This window comes from Rhodococcus sp. NPDC056516, assembly GCF_042794655.1.
In the GTDB taxonomy this organism is placed as follows: domain Bacteria; phylum Actinomycetota; class Actinomycetes; order Mycobacteriales; family Mycobacteriaceae; genus Rhodococcus_F.
The window spans coordinates 375,631-394,272 of the sequence record NZ_JBHTTG010000002.1 but is presented as its reverse complement, the minus strand read 5'-3'; the positions used below and the strand labels follow the sequence as shown (position 1 = coordinate 394,272).

Annotated in this window: 19 protein-coding genes; 9 read left to right on the top strand and 10 right to left on the bottom strand. The window is 62.6% G+C overall.

The window, feature by feature from the left end:
• Positions 1 to 21 precede the first annotated feature (21 nt).
• Together ACFQ6Y_RS06820 and ACFQ6Y_RS06815 are read right to left on the bottom strand one after the other, a co-directional pair.
• Positions 22 to 834: a peptidylprolyl isomerase gene (locus ACFQ6Y_RS06820; protein WP_378544499.1), complete on the bottom strand. Its 813-nt coding sequence runs from the start codon at positions 832 to 834 to the stop codon at positions 22 to 24.
• Positions 834 to 1,715, bottom strand: a complete 882-nt coding sequence (locus tag ACFQ6Y_RS06815) for a peptidylprolyl isomerase (protein ID WP_378630409.1) — start codon at positions 1,713 to 1,715, stop codon at positions 834 to 836. The genes ACFQ6Y_RS06820 and ACFQ6Y_RS06815 overlap by 1 nt, the downstream gene beginning before the upstream one ends.
• 194 nt (positions 1,716 to 1,909) lie before the next feature.
• Here ACFQ6Y_RS06815 and ACFQ6Y_RS06810 point away from each other — a divergent pair, with 194 nt between their 5' ends.
• The 4 genes from ACFQ6Y_RS06810 to ACFQ6Y_RS06795 all read left to right on the top strand — a co-directional run bounded on the left by ACFQ6Y_RS06810 (position 1,910) and on the right by ACFQ6Y_RS06795 (position 5,552).
• Positions 1,910 to 2,590, top strand: coding sequence for an MBL fold metallo-hydrolase (locus ACFQ6Y_RS06810; protein ID WP_378544493.1), 681 nt, complete (start codon positions 1,910 to 1,912; stop codon positions 2,588 to 2,590).
• Positions 2,591 to 2,605: 15 nt separating this feature from the next.
• Entirely contained in the window at positions 2,606 to 3,877 is a 1,272-nt protein-coding gene (gene hisS, locus ACFQ6Y_RS06805; RefSeq protein ID WP_378533258.1) for a histidine--tRNA ligase, read from the top strand.
• On the top strand, positions 3,867 to 4,496 hold the full coding sequence (locus tag ACFQ6Y_RS06800) for a hypothetical protein (protein ID WP_378533256.1): 630 nt from the start codon (positions 3,867 to 3,869) through the stop codon (positions 4,494 to 4,496). The genes hisS and ACFQ6Y_RS06800 overlap by 11 nt, the downstream gene beginning before the upstream one ends.
• Positions 4,497 to 4,562: 66 nt before the next feature.
• Positions 4,563 to 5,552 (top strand): malate dehydrogenase, encoded by a 990-nt coding sequence (locus ACFQ6Y_RS06795; protein ID WP_378630404.1) that lies wholly within the window; start codon positions 4,563 to 4,565, stop codon positions 5,550 to 5,552.
• A 12-nt stretch (positions 5,553 to 5,564) separates the two neighbouring features.
• On the opposite strand, the gene ACFQ6Y_RS06790 is transcribed toward ACFQ6Y_RS06795, so the two are convergent.
• Positions 5,565 to 6,941 carry a hypothetical protein gene (locus ACFQ6Y_RS06790; RefSeq protein ID WP_378630400.1) on the bottom strand — a complete coding sequence of 459 codons (1,377 nt, stop codon included), beginning with the start codon at positions 6,939 to 6,941 and terminating at the stop codon, positions 5,565 to 5,567.
• A complete protein-coding gene (locus ACFQ6Y_RS06785) occupies positions 6,938 to 7,267 on the bottom strand; it encodes a type VII secretion target (protein WP_378533250.1) in 330 nt (109 codons plus the stop codon). The genes ACFQ6Y_RS06790 and ACFQ6Y_RS06785 overlap by 4 nt, the downstream gene beginning before the upstream one ends.
• Before the next feature lie 173 nt (positions 7,268 to 7,440).
• Here ACFQ6Y_RS06785 and otsB point away from each other — a divergent pair, with 173 nt between their 5' ends.
• Positions 7,441 to 8,229, top strand: coding sequence for a trehalose-phosphatase (otsB, locus tag ACFQ6Y_RS06780; RefSeq protein WP_378630396.1), 789 nt, complete (start codon positions 7,441 to 7,443; stop codon positions 8,227 to 8,229).
• Between the two features lie 231 nt (positions 8,230 to 8,460).
• On the opposite strand, the gene ACFQ6Y_RS06775 is transcribed toward otsB, so the two are convergent.
• The 4 genes from ACFQ6Y_RS06775 to ACFQ6Y_RS06760 form a co-directional block, all read right to left on the bottom strand.
• The gene (locus tag ACFQ6Y_RS06775) at positions 8,461 to 9,252 is read right to left on the bottom strand and encodes an ABC transporter permease (RefSeq protein WP_378445893.1); all 792 of its coding nucleotides are present in this window, start codon (positions 9,250 to 9,252) and stop codon (positions 8,461 to 8,463) included.
• Positions 9,252 to 10,241: an ABC transporter ATP-binding protein gene (locus ACFQ6Y_RS06770; RefSeq protein ID WP_378630392.1), complete on the bottom strand. Its 990-nt coding sequence runs from the start codon at positions 10,239 to 10,241 to the stop codon at positions 9,252 to 9,254. The genes ACFQ6Y_RS06775 and ACFQ6Y_RS06770 overlap by 1 nt, the downstream gene beginning before the upstream one ends.
• Positions 10,242 to 10,322: 81 nt before the next feature.
• Positions 10,323 to 11,381, bottom strand: coding sequence for a serine/threonine protein phosphatase (locus tag ACFQ6Y_RS06765; protein ID WP_378630388.1), 1,059 nt, complete (start codon positions 11,379 to 11,381; stop codon positions 10,323 to 10,325).
• On the bottom strand, positions 11,378 to 11,881 hold the full coding sequence (locus ACFQ6Y_RS06760) for a nuclear transport factor 2 family protein (protein WP_378630386.1): 504 nt from the start codon (positions 11,879 to 11,881) through the stop codon (positions 11,378 to 11,380). The genes ACFQ6Y_RS06765 and ACFQ6Y_RS06760 overlap by 4 nt, the downstream gene beginning before the upstream one ends.
• 158 nt (positions 11,882 to 12,039) lie before the next feature.
• On the opposite strand from ACFQ6Y_RS06760, the gene ACFQ6Y_RS06755 reads away from it, so the two are divergent.
• From ACFQ6Y_RS06755 to ACFQ6Y_RS06745, 3 genes are read left to right on the top strand one after another with little or no spacing between them, the layout of a single operon-like run.
• Positions 12,040 to 12,660, top strand: coding sequence for a TetR/AcrR family transcriptional regulator (locus ACFQ6Y_RS06755; RefSeq protein WP_378630383.1), 621 nt, complete (start codon positions 12,040 to 12,042; stop codon positions 12,658 to 12,660).
• A complete protein-coding gene (gene kstD / locus ACFQ6Y_RS06750; RefSeq protein WP_378630379.1) occupies positions 12,660 to 14,423 on the top strand; it encodes a 3-oxosteroid 1-dehydrogenase in 1,764 nt (587 codons plus the stop codon). Before ACFQ6Y_RS06755 ends, kstD begins: the two co-directional genes overlap by 1 nt.
• Positions 14,424 to 14,438: 15 nt before the next feature.
• A complete protein-coding gene (locus ACFQ6Y_RS06745) occupies positions 14,439 to 16,121 on the top strand; it encodes an ATP-binding cassette domain-containing protein (RefSeq protein WP_378630376.1) in 1,683 nt (560 codons plus the stop codon).
• A 19-nt stretch (positions 16,122 to 16,140) separates the two neighbouring features.
• Here the strand turns inward: ACFQ6Y_RS06745 and ACFQ6Y_RS06740 are convergent, their stop codons facing one another.
• Positions 16,141 to 16,788 (bottom strand): hypothetical protein, encoded by a 648-nt coding sequence (locus ACFQ6Y_RS06740; RefSeq protein ID WP_378630373.1) that lies wholly within the window; start codon positions 16,786 to 16,788, stop codon positions 16,141 to 16,143.
• A gap of 439 nt (positions 16,789 to 17,227) precedes the next feature.
• On the opposite strand from ACFQ6Y_RS06740, the gene ACFQ6Y_RS06735 reads away from it, so the two are divergent.
• Positions 17,228 to 17,782 (top strand): transglycosylase family protein, encoded by a 555-nt coding sequence (locus tag ACFQ6Y_RS06735; RefSeq protein WP_378630369.1) that lies wholly within the window; start codon positions 17,228 to 17,230, stop codon positions 17,780 to 17,782.
• Between the two features lie 12 nt (positions 17,783 to 17,794).
• Here the strand turns inward: ACFQ6Y_RS06735 and ACFQ6Y_RS06730 are convergent, their stop codons facing one another.
• Positions 17,795 to 18,523 carry a TetR/AcrR family transcriptional regulator gene (locus ACFQ6Y_RS06730; RefSeq protein WP_378533230.1) on the bottom strand — a complete coding sequence of 243 codons (729 nt, stop codon included), beginning with the start codon at positions 18,521 to 18,523 and terminating at the stop codon, positions 17,795 to 17,797.
• Positions 18,524 to 18,642: the final 119 nt, after the last annotated feature.

The window sequence follows — 18,642 nt, the reverse complement described above, 5'->3', positions numbered from 1 at the left end:
TTAACAAAGGCGCACAGGGGGTCAGGCGACTACTGCAGTCTCGATGGTGATCGGGGTGTTGGGTGCACCGCCGCCGGTTGCGCCCATGCCACCGTCGTCGCCGTCGGCCGCGATCTTTTCGATCGTCGCCAGGCCGGCGTCGTCGATCTTTCCGAAGACCGTGTAGTTGGGCGGCAAGACCGAATCCTCGTAGACGAGGAAGAACTGACTGCCGTTGCTACCCGGGGCACCCGAGTTGGCCATCGCCAGCGTGCCGCGGGGGTAGACGGCAGGCAAGGAGAGTGCCGGATCGTTGGCCGGGTAGGCAGTGGTCGGGTACTCGTTGTCGAAGCCGTAGCCGGGTCCGCCCGTGCCCTTGCCCGAGGGGTCGCCGCACTGAAGGATCTGTAGACCGGGTGTGGTGACGAGTCGATGGCACGGGGTGTCGTCGAAGTACTTCTGCTCGGCCAAGCTCACGATGCTGTTGACCGTGCAGGGGGCTTCCGCCCGGTTCAGTTCCATCCCGATTGGGCCGGCCGTAGTCGTGAGCGCGACGGTTACGGTTCCCTCGGTGGATACGCCCGTGGAGCTCGGCGGATTGACGGTTTTTGCTGCACCTGCTGCGCTCGGATACGAGCAGTCGACGGTCGCCGAGGAAGGAGTCGGGACAGGCGGGAGTGCGTCGAACTGTGACATGTCGAGTGGTGGCATAGCGGCCGTTGTCGTTTTCGCCTTGGAGGTGCTGGACGGCGAGTCCGAGCTACCGGAATCGCTGGAACAACCAGCCAGAAGCAGCGCCGCGGCGCTTGCAGCGGCAATAACTACAGGAAAGCGCATCACAAGATTACGTCGCATCAGTCGAGCCTTACTGTCTTGATGTCGGTGGTCAGATTCGGCTTGCCGTCACCCTCAGGCGTCGATCCGCCGGCCGCGACCTTGTCCAAAGTGGCGAGACCGGTCTCGTCGATCGTGCCGAAAACCGTGTACTGCGGCGGGAGTTGCGAGTCGCCGTAGACGAGGAAGAACTGGCTGCCGTTGCTACCGGGTGCCCCGGTGTTTGCCATCGCAACCGTGCCGCGCGCGTAGGTGACTGCTTGTTGCGCTGCCGGGTCGGTGGTGGCGTACGCCGTGGTGGGGAATTCGTTGTCGAATCCGTAGCCCGGGCCGCCGGAGCCGCTGCCGGAGGGATCACCGCACTGCAGAACCTGGAGCGAGGGGCTCGTCGTCATGCGGTGGCAGGTGGTGTCGTTGAAGTAGTCCTGCTGCGCAAGGCTCACGAAGCTGTTGACCGTGCACGGAGACTTCGTTCCGTCGAGCGTGAGCCCGATATTCCCCTGTGACGTCTCGACGCTGATGCTCGGTGTCGCGTCCGGGACGGTGGTGGGGATGCCGTCGGTACGAGGCGGGTTGTTGGCCTTGGACGCAGTAGCACCGTCCGCCGGGTACGAGCAGGAAACCGTGTCGGCAAGTGGCGTCGACAGACCGGCGGGCATCGCACCCGCAGTTTGCGGCGTGAGGCTCGAGTCGTCGGCTGCAGTGTTGGTGGTGTTCGCGTCGTCGTCGCTGCGGTTGCTGAACCAGATGAGGCCGCCGACGACACCGACTACGACAACCACGCCGAGTGCAGTTCCGGCTATCGTCATCTGCTTGCGCTTGCGGGCACGTTCTGCGCGACGTTCGAGCTGACGCTCGAGCTTGCGTTTCGCCGCCTCGCGGCGTTGCTCGTTACTCGGCACTGCTGTAGTCCTCCGTATCGCGGGTGGATCGTGGTCGGCCGGCCGAGCGACACCCTGGGGTCGGCTTCGGCAAGCGGCTCTACTCGTCGTCAGAGTCTCCCATTGCAACCTGAGAACTTACTGGCGGGGCAGCAGCTTAGGCTGTAACCGACACCGTGTTGTTCGTTTCCGCCCTTCGAAGAGGAGTTGCCCCCGTGCTCGTCACTGGTTTTCCGGCCGGGATGTTCCAAACCAACTGCTACATACTCGCCCAGGACGACGCGTGCGAATGCGTAGTCGTCGACCCGGGGCAGGATGCGGCCGAACCGCTCTTCGAATATCTCGACTCGAAGGACATGACGGTCAACGCGGTACTCCTGACACACGGTCATCTCGATCACGTGTGGTCGGCCCGCGAGGTCTGTGAGCGGTATTCCGTACCCGCGTACATCCATCCCGAGGATCGCTACATGCTCAGCGATCCGGCACGGGGGATCGGCCCGACGATGAAGGAATTCATTCAGGGCATGACGTTCGTGGAGCCGGACGAGGTGATCGAACTGGCCGACGGCGACAAGATCACCGAGGCCGGAATGACGTTCGTCGTCGACCACACACCCGGGCACACGCAGGGATCCGTGGTGTTCCGAACCCAGGCGAACACCGAGTCCGGACCCGTGGACTTGGCGTTCACCGGTGACACCCTGTTCCAGGGTTCCATCGGGCGCAGCGACCTGCCCGGCGGAAATCACGAGCAGTTGCTCGCCTCGATCGCCCGCAAGCTACTGGTACTCGGTGACGAGACAGTGGTCCTGCCCGGGCACGGCGGCAACAGTTCGATCGGCGCCGAGCGAAGCTCGAACCCGTTTCTCGTTGGACTCAGCGCACAAGAATAAGGAAAAGTACCTCTCGTGAGTAAAGCCAGCACCTTCTCTGCACCCAAGGGCATTCCGGACTACGTTCCGCCGCAGTCAGCCGAATTCGTCGCCGTTCGTGACGGTTTGACGCGCGCCGCCAGGTTGGCCGGGTACGGCCACATCGAATTGCCGATCTTCGAAGACACCGGCTTGTTCGCGCGCGGCGTCGGCGAGTCCACCGACGTCGTCAGCAAAGAGATGTACACGTTCGCCGACCGTGGCGATCGTTCGGTGACGTTGCGTCCCGAGGGAACCGCAGGCGTCATGCGTGCCGTCATCGAGCACAGCCTCGATCGTGGACAATTGCCGGTCAAGGTCAGCTACGCGGGCCCGTTCTTCCGCTACGAGCGCCCGCAGGCCGGTCGCTACCGTCAGTTGCAGCAGGTCGGCGTCGAGGCCATCGGGATCGACGACCCCGCACTCGACGCTGAGGTCATCGCGATCGCCGACGCCGGATTCCGGTCGTTGGGGCTCGACGGCTTCCGCCTCGAAATCACCTCTCTCGGCGACGACACCTGCCGACCGCAGTACCGCGAACTGCTGCAGGAGTTTCTCTTTGCACTTCCGCTCGACGAGGACACGCGTCGACGCGCGGAGATCAACCCGCTCCGGGTGCTCGACGACAAGCGCCCGGATGTACGTGAGATGACTGCGGGCGCACCGCTCATGCTCGATCACCTGTCGGAGAGCTGCAAGGCCCACTTCGACGAGGTGCTCGCGCACTTGGATGCCTTGGGCGTTCCCTATGTCGTCAACCCGCGCATGGTTCGCGGCCTCGATTACTACACCAAGACAACCTTCGAATTCGTGCACGACGGACTGGGCGCGCAGTCCGGAATCGGCGGCGGTGGTCGTTACGACGGTCTGATGGAACAACTGGGCGGACAGCCGCTCTCGGGGATCGGGTTCGGAATCGGCGTCGACCGCACGGTTCTCGCTCTCGAAGCCGAGGGAAAGTCGGTTGCACCACCGGCACGTGTCGATGTCTTCTGTGTGCCGATGGGCGCCGAGGCGAAGGCGGCACTGGTGAAGATCGCACATCAGTTGCGTGCCAACGGAATTCGTGTCGACCTGGCGTACGGAAATCGTGGCGTGAAGGGCTCGATGAAAGCAGCTGATCGTTCGGGTGCCGCAATCGCATTGGTTCTCGGCGAGCGTGAGCTCGAAGAGGGCGTTGTCGTTGTCAAACAGTTGGCAACAGGTGAGCAGGAGACGGTGGCGCTCGACCAGGTTGTCGACAAGCTCGGGGATCTCGTTGAGCACTGAGGCCGAACCGGTTTCACTCGATCTGGTTCCCGTGGCGTTGATCGCGCCGCGGCTGAAGAAGTTCGCCGTTGTTGTCGTGGTGTTCGGCGTGGTCGTCGGGTTGATCGTCGGTGTGTTCTCGACGGCGACCGTTGGAGTGATCGTCGGTGCCGTCATCGCGGTGCCGACGTCACTGGCGATCCTGATGACGCTGCGCCGACACATCACGTTGTACGGCAACAGGGTTCGTGCGCAAGCTGGTTTTCGAACCAACGACGTCGACGTGGCCGAGGTACTCACGGCGGCGTTGACGGTGCGATCCGGCCGGATCAGCGAGGTCAGCCTGACACTCGGCGACGGACGGTCCACCGTGCGGATACCGCTCGCGCTGTACACGGCAGGAGGCGGGCGCGAGTTGGAGATCCTTGCACTCCGCAAGCTCGCCGACGCCCTCGCTGCCAGCGAGTTGGTACCGGCTGCCGCGTTGTCCTCGGTGCTGATCGAACAGTTGCGTGCCGAAGCCCGCGGCGCCGGACTGGCCGAGCGTCCGCTGTATCGCGCCGTCGAACTCGTGACGGCGGAGGGACGAGTGCCGAGAACCACACTGACAGACCACGAAGTGGCCGGATTACTCGACTAGCGTGGAAACCGTTCTTACAGCGTTGTAGAACGGACAGTCGTGAAAACGGCAGGTGAGGAGTCGGCAATGAGTATTGCGCCCGTAACCGTCACGGTGACCGGAGCGTCGGGTCAGATCGCATACGGCATGCTTTTCCGCATAGCTGCGGGGGAGATGCTCGGCGCGGACGTCCCGATCAAACTTCGACTGCTCGAGATTCCCGCCGCTGTGTCCGCTGCCGAAGGCGTTGCGATGGAACTCGAGGACGGCGCATTTCCCTTGCTGAGCTCCATCGACATCACCGACGATCCCGACGTCGCCTTCTCCGGCGCGAACATCGGCATGCTGGTCGGTGCGCGTCCGCGGAGCAAGGGGATGGAGCGCGCCGACTTGCTGAGCGCGAACGGCGCGATTTTCACAGCGCACGGGAAGGCGATCAACAACAACGCAGCCTCGGACGTCAAGGTGCTGGTCGTGGGAAACCCGGCCAATACCAACGCACTTATCGCGATGAACAACGCACCGGATGTGCCGGACACTCGGTTCAGTGCACTGACGCGTCTCGACCACAACCGAGCGATCGCGCAGGTGGTGAAGAAGACCGGCGTTCGTGCGTCGTCGGTCCGCAAAGTATCCGTCTGGGGAAACCATTCGGCGACGCAGTACCCGGATCTGTCCCATGCGACCGTCGCGGGTAAGCCTGCGCTCGCGGTGATCGACGATCGCGACTGGGTGGAGAACGATTTCATCCCTACGGTTCAGGTGCGAGGCACAGCCATCATCGCTGCGCGTGGATCGTCCTCTGCGGCAAGCGCAGCCAGTGCGTCGATCGACCACGTCCGCGACTGGGTGATCGGTACTGCCGAGGATGACTGGGTATCGATGGCCGTGTGTTCGGACGGTTCCTACGGAGTGCCCGAAGGATTGATCTCGTCCTTCCCGGTGACCTGTGCCGGTGGTGAATTCGCCATAGTTCAGGACCTCTCGATCGACGACTTCTCACGCGAACGGATTGAGCTGTCCGTCAGCGAATTGGAGCAGGAGCGCGCGGCGGTGCGGGAGTTGGGCTTCGTCTGAGGTTTGTCTTGATCAGAGATCTCGGAACAGGTACTGATCGGGATCCTCGGCGCCGAGCACGGGCGGCGACACCATCGGTAAATCGTCGACCATCGAATTTTCGTCGCCGGCATTGACGAGATACCCCGGAGTGGTGCGTGACGACTCGTCGTCTCGCGATCCGCGAGGTCCGCCGCCCATCATTCCGCTGGGCGTCATATTTCCGCCTCCGACCGCCGAAGATATTGCACCCAGGCCGGGCGTTGCTACCGGAACCGGTTGAACTGCAGCAACTCCCGCTGCGCCTCTCATCGTTCCACCGCTCGCGCCGTTCCCGCCCACCCACGCTCCGCCGGAGCTCGCGGTCGCACCGGGTGACGGCGACCCACCGGCTGCGAGTGAAGCCGACGAATTGCCTGCGCCCCAGAGCTTCTCGACGCCGGCCGGAAGTCCGGCGCCTGCCTGCGCTGCCGAGGTCCGAGTTGCATCAGTGCCGGGGTGAGTGGAGTACCGTGCGTCGCCAGCGTTGATCGATGCCGGTGACTGTGACATGGATGCGGTCGATGCCGACAGAGGCTGGGTGATCCGGCGGGCGGCGTCGGCGAATGCCTCCGGAGCGGCAAGGTTGGCGAGCGCCTCACTGATCGGTGGAGTCGGAACCGGGATCGACCCGGCAAGGGCGTTCATGGCAGCGGTGTGCCCGAGCATTTCGCCGCGAGTCTGCGTCACCGCCGCGACCGCTGCCTGCATGTGTTCAGCCGCGGAGGCAATCAACATCGCCTGCCCGGGTGGTGTCCACGCGATCGGTGCAGCAGCCGCAACCGTGGCGGCGAAGGACTGGGCGATCGCCGCGAGATGTGCATTGCCTCGCTGCACCGATTCCGCGGCGGCAGCAGTGGTTTTCGATATCGCAGTTCCGCGTTCGCTCAATTCTGCGCCGCTGTTCTGTGCGGATCGCGACAGTTCGGTCGCGGCGTCACTGCCGGTGCTGTTCCATGTCTGCCCCACCTCGGCGACCGCGCTTTCGGACAGTCCCATGGCTTGGTCGATCAGCGTGGACGCCTGGTTGAAGATGCCGGCGGGATCGATGCCGGCAAAAGCGCCTGTGCCGAGACTCTTCCCGAGTTCGATCAGGGGCGCGAACAGATCTTCGATTCCGGGGAGCGCCGGAACCGGTATGCCGGCGAGCATCGAGTCGACCGCGTTGTTCGGCAGTGCCGGGGCCTGTGGACTGACGAGGAAGCTCGGCATCGACGGCAGGGTCGGAAGTGACGCGAGCAGGTCCGAGAGATCCCCGAGCGCAGACAAGGCCATTGCCGGGTCCGGCGCACCACCTTGAAGGAGGTCGAGGACCGTCGTCGAGTCGACTTCGGTATTGACGCGATCGGTATTGACGCGATCGGTGTTCACGCTGTCACACTCGTCGATCCAGCCGCGCCGGTCAGATCTGACGCGATTGCATGATCTGTCGTGTCGTAGGCCTGCGCGGCTGCACCGGCAGTTGCGGCATTACCGGCGTAGAACGTAGCGAGTGCTGCAACGTCTTTGGTGTGCGCGGCCTGAGCGCGCGCGAATGCTTCGAGAAATTCGATCCCGACGGGGCCAACGGCCGGTGCGACTGCCGCGATGTTGGCGCCAAGATCGACGACGGCGGCCTGCGCGATGTGTCCTGCAGCTTCGGCCGACGTCGAGCCGTACTTACGGATGTCGTCAGTGACGACAGTCAATTCGCTCATCATTACCCCCCAGTTGGTAAGCGTCGTGAGAACTGTATCGGACCACAGTCCGCCCTTGCAGGGAGAGAACGCGAGTTCGCCATCGCATCCAGACAACTTGGACGAAGTGGCGGAGATTACATTCGGATCCGGTGTTGGTATTGCGGGTGCGATCGATTTGGCACACTCGAACCATGCGAACCGCTGCGGACGTCATCCTCCGACTCACGTCCGATCCAGCTCGCTGTGGACTGGTGATGGATTTCGACGGTGTGCTTGCACCCATCGTCGATGATCCGTCGGCGAGTGCACTCCTGCCCGGCGCCGAGGACGTGCTCGCGACTCTGACGAAACACCTCGGTGTAGTCGGCCTGCTTTCGGGGCGGCCGGTGTCGTTTCTGCGAGAACGGCTGAGTCTGGATTCGGTTGTACTCATGGGTTCCTACGGTGTCGAGACCTGGACGGACAACGGAATCGAGGTGCTTCCGGCCGTCGCGGCGTTCAGTGATGCCGTCGCTGAAGCAGAAGCCGACCTGCGCCGCTTGTTCGATTCTCAGGCAGTTCCCGGCATCCATGTCGAGGGCAAAGGCCTTGCGGTGGCCGTGCATTGGCGTCGGGCTGCAGATCGAGCGGCCGCGCAGCGCCTGGTGGAAGCAGCGACAACTGAAATCGCGAGCCGGACCGGGTTGCATCGTGAGCCCGGCAAGCTGGTCGAAGAATTGCGCCCACCGGTCAAGGAGGACAAGGGGACAGGTCTTCTTCGTGCGATCGAGGCCGCGGGAGTCGACGTCGTTGCGTACGCAGGTGACGACCGCGGCGATCTACCAGCCTTTGCGGCGGCCATCGCATCCGGGGGAGAAGCGCTGGTGGTCAAGGGCGATGACATTGCACCAGAAGTTGCCGCCGTCGACGGCGTCCAGTTCGACGGCCCGCAGGCATTCCTAGGTTGGATGAAAGATCTTGCCGCGCAACTCGAACGCTGATGCGTGATGTCAGTCGGCCAGGAACTCGACCAGGTCTTCTTTCGAGGTGCCGCGTCCACGGGGCAGAGTGACGCGAACCCGCTCGTGCCCTGTTCCTTGGCGTGATCGACAAGCGCTGTGGGTTCTGTCAACGCGAAACTGGCCGCACCGGAAGGGCTCCGGTGCGGCCAGTTTCGGTCTTGGTCAGTTCGTGACTTGGTCAGTTCGTGACTTGGTCAGTTCGTGACTCGGTCAGGCGTCGCGCTTGTTGACAACGGCGATGCTGATTCCGAATATCACCAGCACAAATGCTGCGAAGTAGAACAGGCTTCCCCAAGGGCCCCAATGGAAATTGGTGCTCGAACCCGAAGAGAGGAAGTGGTCGGCATTGGCGAACGGGAGGAACGGTGTGACGTTTCTGCCGAAGGATCCGAACATGCCGAACAGGCTCTCGATGAGCAGCGGCCACAGCAGCAGTAGTGCAATGGCGCCGGCGGACTGACGAAGGAGTGCTCCGACGGCAATAGCAAGGGCGACGCAGAGGAACGCGAAGATCGGTACGCCGTAAACGGCGCGCCAGGCATCGGCGTTGTCGAGTGCCAGATTGGTGGAACCTTCAGATCCTGCAGCAGCTTTGGTGATGAATACCGCGCCGAGCATGAGAACGAAGGACAGTACCGCGCCGAAAGCCCCGATCAGGCCGGCTTTGGCGATCAGAACCGAAGCCCGACTCGGGATAGCCTGGAAGGTAGTACGGATGATGCCGAAGCGGTACTCGCTGGTGATCGCGAGCGCCGCCATGATCATCAGGACCATGACGCCGAATCCGGATACTCCTAGTCCCGCGTCGTTGAACGTGGGGAGGAATTTCTCGAAATCAGGAGTTCCTGATGCAGCTTCATCGTTGTACGCCTGAATGCTCGAACTCGACGAACGCCCGATCATCCAGGCGACGCCCAACCCTAGGATGATGATTGTGATCGTGCACCACAGCGGCGACTTGGTCGTGGTGATCTTGATACGTTCAGCACTGAGAACAGCCATTACAGTGCACCTCCCATAGCGTGCTGTGTGTTTGCGTGGTGTGCATTTGCTTGGTGTGCACCGGCGCCCGGATCGATACCGGATGCGTGGTACTGGACATCGTCTCCGGTCAACTTCATGAACGCATCCTCGAGCGACCCCTGCTGAGAAGCCAACTCGTACAACATGATTCCCTGCGAACCAGCCAGACCGCCGATCACATCGGTGGTCGAATCCACCACCACCAACACCGGTTCCGGGCCTGAATGGTCCTCGCGGACAGTCAGTCCCTGAGCAGTCAATGCGGCATGGAGAGCGTCCAATTGTGGGCTGCGCACGCGCACCGTCGACTCCGACGAACGATCCACGAACTCCGCGACCGTCGAATCCGAAATCAACCGACCCCGACCGATCACCACCAACTGCTCCGCCGTCAACGCCATCTCCGACAGAAGGTGACTCGACACCAGCACCGTGCGGCCCTCCGCCGCCAACCGCTGCATGAACTTACGAATCCAGACAATGCCCTCCGGATCGAGACCGTTGACCGGCTCGTCGAACAACAACACCTTCGGATCACCCAACAACGCACCCGCCAAACCCAGACGCTGCGACATACCGAGCGAGAACCCGCCGGCCTTCTTGCCCGCAACCTCGGACAACCCGACCAACCCGAGCACCTCGTCGACGCGGGACTTCGGGATCCCGTTCGAGGCAGCCATCCACTGCAGATGCGCCCGCGCACTGCGATTGGGGTGCACCCACTTCGCATCCAACAACGCGCCCACCGTCCGCAACGGAGTCTTGAGCTCGCGGTACGGCTTGCCCTCGATCAACGCCGCACCCGACGTCGGCTGATCCAAACCCAGGATCATCCGCATCGTCGTCGACTTACCCGCACCGTTCGGGCCCAGAAAGCCCGTCACGATGCCCGGCTTGACCGTGAACGACAAATCGTCCACCGCTTTCGTCGGTCCGTAAACCTTGGTCAATCCCCTCAGTTCAATCATGTGCAGAACTGTGCCCTACCGGCAATGACCAGCGCATCGGTCCGGAGGATGACATGAACCCTGAGATGTGGAGACGGCAGTTCAGGGAAAACCCTGTCCTCGACCGGATCTCGGAACTGCCGCTATATGAGGGTAGTGCGCGTCGAAGTCGCCGTCGAACAATTGCCAGTAGAAGTCGTTCATCTCCGCAGCGGCAGGTGCGTGCCGGGTCAAGATCGCGGCCACCTCCGGTGCCACATCACCGGGGATATGACCTGTGGCGCACCGGCGTACGTACTCGTTGCGGGCGACTGGTCCGCCGCTGGTCGGCCTCGGTACCCCGCAGACCGCGGTCACCAACCAGTTGACCAGAAGCATGGCGGCGTAGTCGGCGTCGTGAGTGGCATGACTCCGGGCGAAGTCGCGCTCGGCAGTCGACAGGTCGAAGTGTGGGGATGTGGCCAGTCCGAAGTCGCTGAGATAGATCCGCTCCATGTCGGTGCGCATATTGCCGAAATGTCCGTCCATGTGGAGCAACTGTCGATCGCGCAAGAACGCCACGATCTCCGAGAACTGTCGCTCGACTTCGGCAGCCTTGCCGGTCGGGTTGTCTTGCAGCCAATCCGATATCGGGTGTGCGATGTACTCGCAGAACAGAACGAGGCTGCATGGTGCAGCGGCGAGCGCCTCGAGGCGTGTTCGTACTGCCGGGCTGCCGCCCTGAGAGGCAAGCACCGCGTCGATGTCCGCGTGTTCGGATGCAACAGGTGAGCGGCCGGGCAGCACCCGCCAGTGGTAAAGCATCGGGAACGACTGTGTTTCGCCGGCCAGAACGACATCGGTGACGACGACGTTCGCGGCCAGCTCTCGCCAAGCGTTGAAGCTTGGGCCTCCAATGCCGTACTGGCAGAACATGGGTAGGTCGAAGAGGTTGGACGTGGAGCCCACGTCGGCGAGTTCGCGTTCGCTCAATGGAATTCGTTTGGTGAATACCGGAACGCCGTTGAGCCTGTTTTCGCCGACACTGACGAGTCCTGCGGAGCCGCCCACTCCGACACTCGTGACTCGAGCGGTGTCTACCAGTTGGGCCAGTTCGGCATCGTTCTGAGAAGCGAGGAATGCCGATAGTTTTCGATACCGGTCAGCCCTGACATCTGTCATTCCACGACTGTGCCACAGGTTCGTGCGGCTTCGATTTCGCGAAGCCGCTTGTCGAAGTCTCCGATTCTGGCGGTGTCCTCGTAATAGTCTTCCTGCTCGATGATCTTCCCCCACTTGGTTCGGACGAGAAGCACTGTCCGATTTTGGTAGATGACGGAGCCGTCGGGGCCGAGCGCTCGGTCATTGAAACGCGCGAGCAGCGTCATGCGCCAAAGTGAACCACCGAAATACGCTTCGGTGACTTCGCCTTGAAGCCCGGCGGCGACGAATTCCTGGAGAAATTTCTCAATTTGGTCCCTTCCGGCGTGCACGCCGGCCCACCGATGATCGCCGTCGGCGAATCTCAGTACTGCGTCACGGTGATATGAGCCCAGCAGCGGACGGTAGTTTCCGGAGTTGAGCGCCCGGACGTCGCGCCTGAACTTGAAAAGCAAAGCTTTGCGCAGTAGCGATCGCGAGACGATCGCCGTTCCGAGTCCGGCCGCGAACCATCGCTTCATCTTCGAAGCTTGTCGTGGACTCGAATGCCCTGTCAACGATGTGCCGGGGTCTGCTGGTATCTGACAGAGAATTGGATATTGACAGTGACTGTCACAATAGGTGAGACTCGCATTATCGAGAATGGCCGGATCTCGGCCGAGGCGGGAGGACGTTGCTGATGTCACTACGGGAGAGACAGCGGTTGCGGGTGCGAGCAGACATTCAACGTGCGGCATTCGAACTGTTCGCACGTGACGGTTTCGAAGACGTGACCACTGAGCAGATTGCGTCGGCGGCGGGGGTGTCGGCGAGCACGTACTTTCGGCACGTTCGTAACAAGGAGGATTTGCTGTTGGATCCGGTCAGGCAAGGCGGTGCCGGAATCGTGACGCTCCTCGAGGAGCGCCCGGCATCCGAGTCGGCTGATCTTGCGATTTCACGGGCAATCCTCGAGCGTTCCAATGCTTTCGAGTCCTCGGAGATCGATCAGTGGCGATCGGCGTTCCGTACCGCGCCGCACCTGATGGATCGAGTCGCGCTGATCGCGCCCGAACATCGTGATCGGCTGGTCGAGTTGGTGGCACAGCGAATGAAACTCGATCCGGAAATCGACAGCCGCCCAGGACTTCTCGTTCATCTGATGTTGGCTGCGGCGGAGTTCGGCTATCGGCAATGGATACGTCACCCCCACAAGCGCGGGGCATCGCTTCCCGTGTGCGTCGAGGGGGCGCTCGACGCCGTTCGGGGATCCCGGTGGCACACGCAGGACGAAGATGACACGAAAGGTCGTGATCAGTGATGGACGAGGACACTCAGGGCGCCGTGCCGCCCGTAGTAAATGTGCCCGAAGTGGATGTCGTTGTTGTCGGATCGGGGGCTGCCGGCATGTCCGCAGCCATCACCGCAGCCCGCAACGGACTCTCGACGATCCTCGTGGAGAAGTCCGAATACTGGGGCGGTTCGTCGTCCCGGTCCGGGGGCGGCGTGTGGATTCCGGGAAATTCGATACTTCGCCGCGAGGCGCCGGCAGACGATATCGACTCTGCGCGAACATATCTGAAGAGCATTGTCGGCGAGGACGCGGACACCGATCGCATTGATACCTATATCGATCGAGGCCCCGAAGCCCTCGATTTCCTGATCCGACATTCCGCTCTGGAGCTCGAATGGGTGAAGGGTTACTCCGACTACTTTCCCGAGGCGCCCGGCGGACTTGCAAGCGGGCGATCGTGCGAACCGCGCCCGTTCGACGCCCGAGCACTGGGCGACGATCTCGCGACACTTCATCCGCCGTACATGAAGGTGCCGCTCAACATGGTTGTCCAACAATCTGACTACCGGTGGCTGAGCACGGGGATTCGGCATTGGCGCGGGCCGGTGCGAATGCTTCGGGTGGGAATGCGATCCCTGGCCGCGAAGGCCAGGAAGAAGAAGCTGATCGGGCTCGGACCAGCACTCATGGCGGAACTGATGCTCGGAGTTCGGGAAGCCGGAGTGCCGGTGAAACTCGGAACGAAGCTTGTGGATTTGGTTACCGACAGCGGACGTGTGGTGGGCGTGCGACTCGAGTCCGGCGGAGTACAGACAATGCTGCGCGCCCGATGCGGCGTCATCCTCGCGTGCGGCGGTTTCGACAACAACGACGACATGCGCAGCGAGTATCAGCGTCGACCGAGTAGTGCACAGTGGACTCTCGGAGCGCCGACCAACACCGGGGACGGTATCCGAGCAGCTCTGGGCGTCGGCGCAGCAATTTCGTACATGGACGACGCGTGGTGGGCGCCGTCGATTCCACTGCCCAAGGGCCCGTGGTTCGCCTTGGCGGAGCGCTCGTTGCCGCGCAGTCTGATGGTCAACGCCGGCGGGAATCGGTTCATGAACGAGTCGCTTCCCTACGTCGAAGCGGCGCATGCAATGTTCGGCGGGAAACATGGCCGAGGTGAAGGGCCTGCCGAGAACATCCCGGCCTGGCTGATATTCGATCAGACTTACCGTGACCGTTACCTGTTCGCGGGAGTTCCGGCGCGTGGGTCGATACCTCGGTCGTGGATCGCATCGGGCGCGATTGTGCGAGCCGGATCGATTGCCGAACTTGCTGCCGAGATCGGAGTACCGAGCGATGCGTTGTCGGCGACGATCACGCGATTCAACAGTTATGCGCGCGACGGAGTCGATCGTGACTTCGGCCGGGGGACAAGCAAATACGACCACTATTACGGTGACCGCACCAACAAGCCCAATCCCAGCCTCGGAGAACTCACCAAGGGGCCGTTCTACGCCGCGAAGATGGTTCCCGGCGATCTGGGAACCAAGGGCGGTATCAACACGGACGCTCGCGCGCGGGCGCTGCGCGCGGACGGTTCGGTCATCGACGGGCTCTACGCCGCCGGAAACACCAGTTCGCCGGTGATGGGTCATACCTATGCGGGGCCAGGCGCAACTATCGGTCCCGCAATGGTTTTCGGCTATCTGGCGGCGCTCGACGCGGCCGCACGATCCCATGACGGTCGTGAGCTAGCGACCGAAGGCAGAAATAATGGTTTGGCAGATCGCCGTGGGTAGGGTTCTCTTGACAGCGTGACCCACCTCAACATCGCCGACGTCGACTACTTTCTCCCTGATGGTCGACAACTGCTCAGCGGCGTCAGCTTCCGGGTCGGCAACGGTGCCAAGACTGCACTGATCGGCCCGAATGGGACCGGCAAGACGACATTGCTTCGGATCATTGCCGGAGACGCAGTCGCTGACGAGGGCGCAGTCACCAGATCCGGAACACTGGGTGTGATGCGGCAATTCGTCGGTCAGGTTCGTGACGAGTCAACCGTGCGTGATCTCCTGTTGTCCGTCTCTCCGGTGCCGATCCGCGACGCGGCACTGGCGCTCGACACCGCGGAGAACGCGATGATCGAGCGAGACGAAGAGTCAACTCAGATGAAATACTCACACGCGCTGGCCGATTGGGCCGACGTCGGCGGGTACGAGACAGAAGACTTCTGGGACAAGGTCACTACCTCTGCTCTCGGCGTTCCCTATGACCGTGCGAAGTGGCGAGCGGCCAACTCGCTCAGTGGTGGCGAGCAGAAGCGATTGGTTCTCGAAGCGCTGTTTGCCGGGCCCGACGACGCACTTCTTCTGGATGAGCCGGACAACTACCTCGACGTTCCGGGGAAGAGGTGGCTGGAAAAAACGATCTCGGAATCGCCGAAAGTGGTCCTGTTCGTCAGCCACGATCGCGAACTGATCGCCAATGCGGCCACCCACATCGTGACTCTCGAACCCGGAATCAGCGGCGCGACATCGTGGACCCACGGCGCTGGGCTGGCCAGCTACCACCAGGCCCGCGAGGATCGCAACGCGCGCTTCGAAGAACTGCGCCGGCGCTGGGACGAAGAACACGCGAAACTGCGTGCCCTGGTACTGCGATTGCGTGAAAAGGCCAAGTTCAACGACGGCATCGCTGCTCGGTACCACGCTTCGCAAACCCGGTTGGCGAAATTCGAGGAGGCAGGACCGCCCGAGGCAATTCCCCTACAGCAGAAGGTGACAGTGCGACTGGCGGGTGGGCGAACTGCCAAGCGTGCCTTGGTCTGTCAGAGTCTCGAGCTGACGGGTCTGATGAAGCCCTTCGACACCGAGATCTGGTACGGAGACCGGGTTGCCGTGCTGGGCTCCAACGGGTCCGGGAAGTCGCATTTCCTCCGTCTCTTGGCGGGCGGTGGGACCGACCCCGCGACCGAGCATCTTCCCGTCGAGGCGCTCGACATCGCGCCGGTTGAGCATGGCGGAACCGCGACGCTGGGTGCCCGGGTACGTCCCGGATTGTTTGCACAGACACATTCCAGGCCCGATCTGACCGGAAACACGCTGCTCGAGATCCTGCACATGGGCGACGAACACCGCAACGGAATGGGGCGTGAAGCGGCGAGCCGGGCTCTAGATCGTTATGGATTGTCCCAAGCAGCGGAGCAGAAGTACGACGACCTGTCCGGTGGTCAGCAGGCACGACTGCAGATTCTGCTTCTCGAGCTCTCCGGCGCAACGATGCTGTTGCTCGATGAGCCGACCGACAACCTCGACCTTCATTCGGCGGATGCGCTCGAGCAGGGGATCGCCCAGTTTGCCGGAACCGTCATCTCGGTCACCCACGATCGTTGGTTCGCGCGCGGGTTCGACAGGTTCCTGGTCTTCGGATCGGATGGAAACGTGTACGAGAGTGAGTCGCCGGTCTGGGACGAGGCCAGGGTCGAACGAGCACGCTGACACAGTGAGCAGCCGCTCCCTACCTGGGGAGAGGCGGCAGCTCGTTGATCACCGCGCGAAGAAGGCTCAGATCGCTGCGGTGCGGTCGGGTCGGGGGACAGCGCGAAATATCGAGCAGCGCCGGGAAGTGCCACACAACGCGCCCTGGATCTACGCGTTCGACCGCCGAGTACCACTCGGTGAGCGGCTCGGCGAGCGCCGCGTGAAGCTCGAAATGCCGTCGTCGGCGGCTGGGGTCTCCTTCGCGCTGCAGTAGAAGCTGCCCCGGTGACGGTATCGAGATGACGGTCAGATCCACAAAACCGAGTTTCAGCTGCGCAAAAGCGCTTTCGACCGCCAGGAGTTCGTGCTCGAATCGCTCCCGAGGTGCCGCGCCCACCGCAGCGAGACACCAGCTGTAGTGCAGTTTCAGCGGGTCGCTGTCGCAGAGCGCGAGACCGGTTCTCGATTCGAGGTCTTCCGCTTGCGACCATCGCTTCGAATTGACCGTTGTCCAGTAACTTGCCTGAACGTCGAGATCCGTGCCGTTCGGCTCGAACCCCGTGGGCTGATACTCAGCGACGAATTCTTCCGCTGCGGATTCGCCACCGAGTTGGGTTCGGCACCAGGTGGTCTTGCCGGCGGCGCTGGGTCCTTCCACTGCGATGATCACCAGTTCATTCTCCATAATGATTGGGGCGGTTGGTTTTTCCCGTTGCCAGGACTCTCTTAACATTCCCAGGGGCATCGTTGGCGGTCCGACACGGCCTGTTTCGGTGCGGTGGGTCACAAAATCGCCGTGACGGTTGCCACATAACGGACGGATAACGATCGGTATGGTTGAAGCTCGAATCAATTAGTTGACCTGTGGTTATTGCGCGATTCTTCGCAGATTCTGGTACGGCAGTGCCGGAAAATTGTCCCGTGACCAATCCGTGACCATCGCCTACGGTCGTTGACAGCCCGAAACTACCGGGCAAACACCGACCCGCAACTGCGTGCTCCTGCCCCGCGGGTCCGGTACTCCCGAAACCTTCGCGGGGCAGGAGTGAGACAGGCGAGTCGATCGACGAGACGTGAAAGCGTCCGGGCCGATCTCGTCCGTGGTGGCGGAGAGGATTTACCCAATGACCAGCATTACCTTCAAGCGCGCCCTCGGCGCAGTTGCAACCGCAGGCGTAGTCGTCGCGATCCCGCTCGCCATGAGCACCGGCACCGCGTCGGCAGCCGGCCACGACTGGTCCGGAGTCGCCAACTGCGAGTCCTCCGGCAACTGGGCCGCCAACACCGGCAACGGCTTCTACGGCGGACTTCAGTTCACACAGAGCACCTGGAACGCATTCGGCGGATCCGGCAACGCTGCCAACGCCAGCCAGTCCGAGCAGATCCGTGTCGCCGAGAACGTTCTCGCAGGCCAGGGCGTCGGCGCATGGCCCGTCTGCGGTCAGTACCTGACCACCGGCACCACTGCGGGCAACTACGAGGCCGCAGCAGCTCCCATCACCGCTGAGGCTTCCGTCGAGTCGGCTCCGGCGGCAAGCACCGGAAGCGGCAACTACGTGGTCAAGGCAGGCGACACCCTGTCGAAGATCGCTGCTGCACACGGCATCTCGCTCGAGAACCTCGCCAGCCAGGTCCCGAACATCAACCTCATCTTCCCGGGACAGTCCCTCTCGGTCTAGTCTCGTGGCCGTTTAGGTCCTCATTGCGTCGAAATTGTCCGGAGCTGATTCAGCCCCGGACAATTTCGGCGTTTCTGCGTTCGAGATGAGTTCCGCCGCCGCCGTATGGAGAGGAGCAAGATCCTGGCGCCACCCCAGAATGTGCAATGCCGACCCGGCGATGACGGCGGCGTCGGGGATCGGCGTTCCTTCGAGCGCGTCGGCTCGCGCGCTGATCACGCTTTCGACCAGGCGAAACGGAAGCTCGGCCAGAGTCGATACCGGGTCGCCAATCGCGGCGAGCACTGCCTGGGCGAGTGTCCGGTATTGCTCGCGAAGCCGATCGCGATCGGCTCGGAAAGACATGAACCGGTCGCTTCTCAGTTCCGGCAAGAGGTAGAGGACGCCGAGGTTCCACCGTCCGGTGATCAGTTGCGCCGCGTCGATGTACGAAAGCGCGTACAGCTTCACCTCGGGTGAGGCGTCGAGCGGCCTGAGATTCTCTGCGAAGTCGAGCGCCGGAGTCACCGTGTCGGCGAGTAGCGCAACCAGGATGTCGTCTTTGGTGGCGAAATGGTTGTACAGAGACGCCTGACGCATCCCTACTGCTTCGGCGATGTGGCGCGTCGACGTCGCCGCGAAGCCTCGGGTGGTGAACAGTTCCGCGGCAGCATCCAAGATCTCCGCGCGGGCGGTCCCACCCGGGCGTCGGCGAGCGGTCAGGCGGGGTCGTCCGGGGCCGGCGTTGGTCACGCCTTCCATAGTGGCAGGCTGAGGCCTTACATGCGGGGTGGACGTCCCTGTGAGCATTTGGTCACGTGCTCGAAACGTACTCAACGAGCCTGTTACAGAATCGGGCGAATCGTATACGCGGGCGTCAC